This window comes from Sutterella sp. (assembly GCF_052272535.1).
GTDB lineage: Bacteria > Pseudomonadota > Gammaproteobacteria > Burkholderiales > Burkholderiaceae_F > Sutterella.
The window spans coordinates 1-7813 of record NZ_DAVZJY010000111.1; the positions used below are offsets into that span (position 1 = coordinate 1).

Annotated in this window: 5 protein-coding genes and 1 pseudogene; 4 read left to right on the plus strand and 2 right to left on the minus strand. The window is 66.3% G+C overall.

Annotated features, from left to right (window positions below; genetic code table 11):
* Positions 1-281: 281 nt before the first annotated feature.
* On the plus strand, positions 282-1823 hold the full coding sequence (gene gsiB / locus ACT6Y9_RS06790) for a glutathione ABC transporter substrate-binding protein GsiB (protein ID WP_443743969.1): 1542 nt from the start codon (positions 282-284) through the stop codon (positions 1821-1823).
* Between the two features lie 137 nt (positions 1824-1960).
* Here the strand turns inward: gsiB and ACT6Y9_RS06795 are convergent, their stop codons facing one another.
* The gene (locus tag ACT6Y9_RS06795) at positions 1961-3163 is read right to left on the minus strand and encodes a bifunctional 3,4-dihydroxy-2-butanone-4-phosphate synthase/GTP cyclohydrolase II (protein WP_443743970.1); all 1203 of its coding nucleotides are present in this window, start codon (positions 3161-3163) and stop codon (positions 1961-1963) included.
* A gap of 521 nt (positions 3164-3684) precedes the next feature.
* On the opposite strand from ACT6Y9_RS06795, the gene bioB reads away from it, so the two are divergent.
* Positions 3685-4767, plus strand: a complete 1083-nt coding sequence (gene bioB, locus ACT6Y9_RS06800; RefSeq protein ID WP_443743971.1) for a biotin synthase BioB — start codon at positions 3685-3687, stop codon at positions 4765-4767.
* Positions 4768-4869: 102 nt separating this feature from the next.
* Here the strand turns inward: bioB and gpmI are convergent, their stop codons facing one another.
* A complete protein-coding gene (gene gpmI / locus ACT6Y9_RS06805) occupies positions 4870-6405 on the minus strand; it encodes a 2,3-bisphosphoglycerate-independent phosphoglycerate mutase (RefSeq protein ID WP_443743972.1) in 1536 nt (511 codons plus the stop codon).
* 271 nt (positions 6406-6676) lie between these two features.
* Here gpmI and ACT6Y9_RS06810 point away from each other — a divergent pair, with 271 nt between their 5' ends.
* On the plus strand, positions 6677-7228 hold the full coding sequence (locus tag ACT6Y9_RS06810; RefSeq protein WP_443743973.1) for a MarR family winged helix-turn-helix transcriptional regulator: 552 nt from the start codon (positions 6677-6679) through the stop codon (positions 7226-7228).
* A gap of 106 nt (positions 7229-7334) precedes the next feature.
* Positions 7335-7813 (plus strand): annotated as a pseudogene (locus ACT6Y9_RS06815) (HlyD family secretion protein); the annotation flags it as partial.

The following is a 7813-nucleotide window of genomic DNA, read 5'->3' on the forward strand; positions in this document are numbered from 1 at the left end:
TTGCCGCCATTCCTCCCCGCCCTGACGGGCGAGGGTTCCTGGCGGATCTTGCTGAAGGAATAGGGCGTCGGTGAGAATGCGGCGCGCGGCCGCCGCATTCTGATGGATTGATCCGCGCTCCGGACGCGTTGGAGAGCTCCTCGGCTCTCCGGGCGCTTCGCCTTCGTCTTAGAGGCGGAGTTCGGGTTGGTACGGATCATGCTCTTGGGAGAAGAAGGGGCGTTCCCGGCCGCAGTCGGTGTGGCCGGAACGACGTCCCCTCATTCCGGAGCGTTCAAAAAATGCCGCATCTCTCCCGCACCGCAGTCGCACTTCTCTCTGCCGGCCTCTGTCTCTCCACTCTTTCGGGCGCCCTCGAGGCGAAGTCGATCACGGTCGTCGTGGATACCGCCTTCACGACGCTCGACCCCTACGACGCGGGCGACACGCTCTCGCAGAACGTCGCCAAGTCTTTTTATGAAGGACTCTTCGGCTTCGACAAGGACATGAAGGTTGTGCCCGTGCTCGCCACCGGCTACACCGTCTCGAAGGACGGTCTCGCCTACACGGTGACGCTGCGGCGCGACGTGAGGTTCTCCGACGGCACGCCCTTCACGGCCGCCGCCGTGAAGGCGAACTTCGAGCGTGTGACGGATCCCAGTAAGCACCTCAACCGCTACACGCTCTACAAGAACATCAAGGAGGTGGAGGTGAAGGACGACTTCACCGCCGTCTTCCACCTGAAGGAGCCGTTCTCGGCCTTCATCAACCAGCTCGCGCACCCGAGCGGCGTGATGATGTGCCCGAAGATTCTCGGCAACGACAAGACCGACATCGCGTTCCATCCCTGCGGCACCGGCCCCTATCTGCTCGAGCGCTACAACCCGGCCGAATACCTCGTCGTGAAGAAGAACCCGAACTACTGGCGCAGCGGGCTCCCGAAGCTCGACGGCATCACCTGGAAGCCCGTGCCGGAGGGAAGCACCCGCACCGCGATGATGCGCACGGGCGAGGCGGACTACGTGGACATCGTGCCGCCCGAGTCCGTGAAGGTGCTCCAGGAGACCGAGGGCGTGAAGGTGATCCTCGCACCCTCGATCGTCGAGCGGCAGATCTATCTCAACACGACGAAGAAGCCCTTCAGCGACGTGCGCGTGCGGCAGGCCCTCAACTACGCCGTCAACAAGGAGGCGCTCTGCAAGGTGGTCTACCAAGGGTTCGCCACACCGGCTACGGGCGTCGCGCCCGTGGGCGTGGACTACGCCAAGCAGTTCGGCGTGTGGCCCTACGACCTGAAGAAGGCGAAGGCGCTTCTCGCGGAGGCGGGCTATCCCGACGGCTTTGAGGCGACCTTCTGGGCGGCCTCGAACGCTTCGGTCTACATGAAGCTGCTGCAGTTCATCCAGCAGCAGTACGCCCCCCTCGGGATCAAGCTCCACATCCAGGCGCTCGAGAGCGGACAGCGCGTGACCCTGATGCAGACCGAGGGCGTCAAGACCTCGAAGCTCGAGATGGCGACCTGGGGATGGTCGTCTTCAACGGGCGAGATCGACTGGCTCCTGAGGCCGCTTCTCGCGACGGAGAGCTTCCCGCCGACGAACTTCAACTTTGCCTTCTACTCCAATCCCAAGGTGGATCAGGCGATCACGGCGGCGCTTCATACGACCGACCGCGCCGAGAAGGCGAAGATCTACGACGAGGCGCAGGAGACCGTCTGGAAGGACGCGCCCTGGGTCTTCCTCGTGGTGGACAAGATCATCGCCGCGCAGTCCGAGAAGCTCACGGGCTTTTATCCGCTCGCCGACGGCGGGTACGTCTTCACCGATGCGGACCTGAAGGACTAGCCGCAAGGGCGGGGCGCACCGTCGACGTGCGCCCGCACCAATGAGGCGGCTCATGAAGACGAAAAGCCCGGGACCTGCGTCCCGGGCTTCTTCAACTTCAGTGCGGCGCCGCTCCTCGCTCGAGCGGGCGGGGCCGATTATTCGAAGTCGAGCATGTGGCCCATGCGCGCGGCCTTCGTCTTCAGGTAGGCGAGGTCGTAGTCGGTCGCATCCACCTGGATGGGCACGCGCTCGGTGATCTTCATGCCGAACTCAGCGAGCTGATAGACCTTGTCGGGGTTGTTCGTGAGCAGGCGCATCGTCTTTACGCCGAGGTCGCGCAGGATCTGCGCGCCCGTGAAGTACTCGCGCTCGTCGCCCTTGAAGCCGAGCGTGAGGTTCGCGTCGAGCGTGTCGAGACCCTGCTCCTGAAGCGCATAGGCGCGCAGCTTGTTGATGAGGCCGATGCCGCGGCCTTCCTGGCGCATGTAGAGGAGAATGCCGCGGCCCTCCTTCTCGATCTGCGTCATCGCGGCGGCGAACTGCTGGCCGCAGTCGCAGCGCAGCGACCCGAAGCAGTCGCCCGTGAGGCACTCGGAGTGCACGCGCACGAGGATCTCCTCGCCGTCGCCCACCTCGCCCTTGACGAGCGCGACGTGGTGCTCGCCGTTGAGGCGGTTGACGAAGCCGAAGGCGCGGAACTGGCCGTACTTGGTCGGCATCTTCACCTCGGCGACGCGGTCCACGAGCTTCTCGTAGGTCTTGCGGTAGTCCTGCAGGTCCTTGATCGTGATGAACTTGATGTCGTGGGCGCGGGCGAGCTCGACGAGCTCAGGGGTGCGCATCATCGTGCCGTCGTCCTTCATGATCTCGCAGCACAGGCCCACTTCCTTGAGGCCCGCGAGGCGGCAGAGGTCCACGGTCGCCTCGGTGTGGCCGTTGCGCTCGAGCACGCCGTTCTTCTTCGCGAGGAGCGGGAACATGTGGCCGGGGCGGCGGAAGTCTTCGGGGCGGGCGCCCTCTTCGACGCACTTCATCGCGGTCACCGAGCGCTCGAAGGCGGAGATGCCCGTCGTCGTGTCCACGTGGTCAATCGAGACAGTGAAGGCGGTCGAGTGGTTGTCGGTGTTGTGCTCGACCATCTGCGGCAGTTGCAGCCGCTCGGCGTACTCGGCCGACATCGGCATGCAGATGAGTCCTTTGCCGTAGGTCGCCATGAAGTTGATGTTCTCGGGAGTAGCGAATTCCGCGGCGCAGATGAAGTCGCCTTCGTTCTCGCGGTCCGGGTCGTCCGTGACGAGGATGATCCGGCCCTTGCGGAGGTCTTCAAGGGCTTCCTGCACCGTATTGAATTGAGCCATCGTCAGTCGATTCCTTCTGCAGGCGTGCGGACCCCAAGCGGGATGGCGGCCCTGCGGCCCGGCACGTCCTTAATTGTTGTTGGTCTGTCTGCGCCCGAGGGGCGGACCGCATCTCAACGCTCCGGCGGCACGACGTTCGTCAGGACGAGGGGCGGAGCGGGTGAAGGCGGTCCCGGCCGGTCCTCAAAGCGGACGGGCCGGGCGCAGTGAATCGCAGAAGTATAGTTGTTCAGACGCCGTTCTTCCGCCCAAGCATTAGGGTGGAAGCATGTTTTTGCCGTCTTTTGCACTCCCGCGGGCGGCGCAGGGGTGCGGGCGGTTTTGAACGCCTCGTCCGGGAGGCGCCGGCGCGGCCCTCCAGCGGTCCGAACCGGAAGGAGAGGGAGGCAGTCCTCCAACCTTTCGTGCGGCCCGTCAAGCGGGAGGCGCTCATAGTCCGTCAGGCCGATGATCACGGGAGGCGGCGGGAGGAATTCCGCCGTTAGACTCGAAGAAGTTTCCCTCTTGGAGCAACCCCGTCCATGCCCGTCCTTCACGAACTCCTCGAATCCGTCGCCTCCGGGCGCATCCTCTCCGACGAGGAGGCGCTCTCCCTCGCCGCCCGTCCCCACGAAGACCTCTTCGACACGGCCGAGGCGGTGACGCGCCGCAGTGCGCCCCGCGTCTTCAACCTCTGCGGCATCGTCAACGCCAAGTCCGGGCGGTGCTCGGAAAACTGCGCCTGGTGCGCGCAGTCGCGCCACTGGCCGGTGCCGGGCGTCAAGGTCCATCCGGTGGTCGGTGACGACGTCGTTGAACGCGGCGCCCGGCGCGCCGAAGCGATGGGCGTCACGCGCTACTCGCTCGTGACGAGCGGCCGCAAGCCCTCGGCGCGCGAGGTCCGTGAGCTCTGCGCGCGCATCCGGACCCTGAAGGCCGCGCATCCGCAGCTCGAGGTCTGCGTTTCGCTCGGCCTGCTCTCGCGCAGGGACCTTGCGGCCCTGAAGGACGCGGGGGTCGTGCGCATTCACTGCAACCTTGAAACCTCGCGGGAGTTCTTCTCCGAGGTCTGCACCTCGCACACGATCGACGAGAAGATCGAAACCCTCACCGCTTCGAAGGAACTCGGGCTCGACGTCTGCTCGGGCGCGCTCTTCGGCATGGGGGAGACGCTCCTCGACCGCATTCACCTCGCGCGGCTCCTGCGCGACCTCGAGGTGCCTTCGATTCCCGTGAACGTGCTGCATCCCGCGCCCGGAACGCCGCTCGCGCGCCAGCCGAAGATGCCCGAAGAGGACTTCCTCGTCGCCGTGGCGCTTCTGAGGCTCATGAATCCGACCGCCTACCTGCGCTTTGCGGGCGGGCGGCTGCAGCTCTCCGAGAGGGCCGTGTGCGAAGCGGCGCGGATCGGCATGAACGCGGCGATCTCCGGAGACTTCCTCACGACCTGCGGCGCGAGTCCCTTGGACGACGTGCGGCTCTTTATGGAGGCCGGGTACGAAGCGGACGACAAGGCCCGCGCCGCGCTCGAGCGCGGGGCCGCGCCATCCGCTCCGGTCGCGGCGCGCATCGTGCCGATCCTCCCGCGGGAGCGTGGCGCGGCGCAGGAGACGGGTGCGGTCTGAGGCGCGCTACGCACCTCAGCAAAGACCGGAGGTCCTCGACAAAAGAGCCTCCGGTCTTTTTCATGACGCCTGCGGGCGGCCTGCTTCGGGCCGCCGGGCGGGTCACCGCCGCTTGAATTCGACGAGGGACGCGCCGGTCATTTCCTTGGGCTTCGGGAGTCCCATGAGGTCGAGCACCGTCGGAGCGACGTCGGCGAGGACGCCGCTCGCCACCTTCGCGACGCGGTCCGAGACCACCACGATCGGCACGGGGTTGAGCGAATGGGCCGTATTGGGCGAGCCGTCGGCGTTCTTCGCGTGGTCGGCGTTGCCGTGGTCGGCGATCTGCACGACTTCGTAGCCCGCCTCGCGCGCGGTTTCAACCACGTCGCGGACGCACTTGTCCACCGCCTGCACGGCCTTCTCGATCGCGTCCCAGACGCCGGTGTGGCCCACCATGTCGCCGTTGGCGAAGTTGAGGCAGATGAAGTCGTACTTCTTTTCGCGCAACGCCGCGCAGAGCTTCTCGGAGACTTCCGGGGCGCTCATCTCGGGTTTGAGGTCGTAGGTGGCGACCTTGGGCGAGGCGACGAGGATGCGGTCTTCGTTCGGGAAGGGCGCTTCGCGGCCGCCGTTGAGGAAGAAGGTCACGTGGGCGTACTTCTCCGTTTCGGCGATGCGCAGCTGCTTGAGGCCGAGCGACGCGACGTACTCACCGATCGGATTGACGACGTTCTCCTTGTCAAAGAGGATGTGGAGCCCCTTGAAGGTCGCGTCGTACGGGGTCATCGTCGCGAACCAAAGCCCCAGAGGATGCATCGCTCCCTGCGGCGCCTGAGTGAGGACGCTCGTCAGCTCGCGGGCGCGGTCGTTGCGGAAGTTGAGGAAGACCACGGCGTCGCCGTTGGTGATGCGCCCGACCGGGTTCCCGGCCTCGTCCACGCGCACCACGGGCTTCATGAATTCGTCCGTGACGCCGGCGGCGTAGGAGTCCTCAACGGACTTCACGAAGTCGCGCGACGGGGTGCCGGCGCCCTTCACGAGGAGGTTCCAGGCCTCCTCGATGCGCTCCCAGCGCTTGTCGCGGTCCATCGCGTAGAAGCGCCCGATCATGCTCGCGAGCACGGCGGTTTCGCCGGGTTCGGCGAGCTTCGCCTCGATCGTCTTCACGAAGCCGAGGCCGCTCTTCGGGTCGGTGTCGCGTCCGTCCATGAAGGCGTGGACGTAGACGCGCTCCACGCCCTCGCGGCGCGCAAGGTCGATGAAGGCGAGGAGGTGCGCGAAGCTCGCGTGCACGCCGCCGTCGGAGAAGAGCCCCATCAGGTGCAGGGCCGACTTCGTCTCCTTGAGGTGACGAAAGAGCGCGGCGCACTCGGGCTGCTCGAGGAGCGCGCCCGATTCGCAGGCGCGGTTGATGCGCACGAGGTCTTGGTAGACCACGCGGCCCGCGCCGATGTTGAGGTGGCCGACTTCGGAGTTGCCCATTTGGCCCGCGGGCAGCCCCACGTTCTCGCCGAAGGTGAGGAGCTCGGCGTGCGGGAAGCGGCGCTTCAGTTCCGTGATGTAGGCGGGGTGAGCGGCCGAGATGGCGTCGGCCGGGTCGGCGGCGCCGCCGCCGATGCCCCAGCCGTCGAGAATCATCAGAAGGACTTTCTTCATCGTGACGAACGCGCCCGCCGGGCGGGGCCGGCAGGGACGCGCAGATTCCTTGGAGTGGTTGAATGCTGCGGGCGATTTTAGCAAGCGCCATTCGCCCGGAAACGCCCGCTTCTCCTTCAGAGAGCTCCGCCCTCCGCTCTGCCGGCGCCCTCCGGAGAAGGGCCGTGCAGGGCGGCCAAGACGTGCATATAATTAGCCGGCTAGATTATTTCCGCCGCACTCCCGCGCCTGTTCCGGGGCGGCTCCAGGAAAACAGAAGGTCACTCAAGAAATGAATCCCGTCCACCGGCTTCTGCCCGCACGTGAAAGCCTGCGCCGCGTTCACGGCGAAGGCGCGAGCGAACTCGACATTGCGGGCGTGGACATGATGCTCCATCTCATCAACGCCGTGGACGTGATCCGCGCGACGATCTACAAGGCGCTCCAGGACGAGGCGGGGCTCTCTGAAGGCCAGTTCACGCTCCTCATGACGCTTCTCGCCTCGGGCAGGCCACTCGGGATCGTGGACCTCTCGGAGCGTCTGGGCGTCTCCACCGCCACCACGTCCGTGATGGTCGCGCGCATGTTGAAGGCCAACAAGCCCCTCGTGATCAAGCAGGTCTCGCGCCGCGACGCCCGCGTCGCCTACGTGCGGCTTTCGGCCGAAGGACGGCGGCTCCTCGACGTCGAGCTCCCGAAGCACTTCGCACGGATCTCCGAATTCGCGTCCACCCTCTCGGGCGAAGAGCGCGACCTGATGATCACGCTCCTCAGAAAGCTCGTGCACCTTCCCGCCGCGAAGCCCCTCCCCGGGAACGCGCAGGCCGACCCGCCCGCGCACTGAACCTCATTCACTTCTTTCCTTCATCGCGTCCTGCGCCGCCCTCGGCCGGCGCAGCAGGCGGAGAACTCTTCCTCGAACAAAAACTTAGCCGGCTAATAGAACCATCATGGCGCTTTCACAAAAACAGAAAAAGGACGTCGCCCGCACGATCGCGGGCTTTGCTGCGGCGGGCTGCGTCGCGGCGCTTCTCATCTTCCTCGGGAACCGCAACGACGCGGTGAGCGAAGCCGAACGCCTCAAGGCGGGCGTCTTGACGGCCCACCAGATCCACGCGTCCTTTGAGACCGTGGGCGGGAGGCTCACCGAGCGCCCCGTTGAAGCGGGCCGCACGGTCGAGGCCGGAGAGGTGCTCCTCGGGATCGACGGCACGGACGTGAAGCTCTCGACCGCGGCCCTCGAGGCCCAGATCCGGCAGACGGAGGCGCAGCGCGCTCTGGAGGCCGAAAGCATCGCCCTCGCGCTCTCGGAGGCCGACACCGCCGAGCGGACCTCGTGGCGGCAGATCGAGGAGGCGCAAGCCGCGCGCCGGTCGGCCGCGGCCGCTCGCGACCGCGCCCGCACCGCCTGGGCGCGCGCCGAGAAGCT

Bases quoted from the DNA above. Each gene is read 5' to 3' on its own strand.
- gpmI (WP_443743972.1), bottom strand. From the start codon at position 6,405: ATGAAGAAAGTCCTTCTGATGATTCTCGACGGCTGGGGCATCGGCGGC.
- ACT6Y9_RS06810 (WP_443743973.1), top strand. From the start codon at position 6,677: ATGAATCCCGTCCACCGGCTTCTGCCCGCACGTGAAAGCCTGCGCCGC.
- bioB (WP_443743971.1), top strand. From the start codon at position 3,685: ATGCCCGTCCTTCACGAACTCCTCGAATCCGTCGCCTCCGGGCGCATC.
- ACT6Y9_RS06795 (WP_443743970.1), bottom strand. From the start codon at position 3,163: ATGGCTCAATTCAATACGGTGCAGGAAGCCCTTGAAGACCTCCGCAAG.
- gsiB (WP_443743969.1), top strand. From the start codon at position 282: ATGCCGCATCTCTCCCGCACCGCAGTCGCACTTCTCTCTGCCGGCCTC.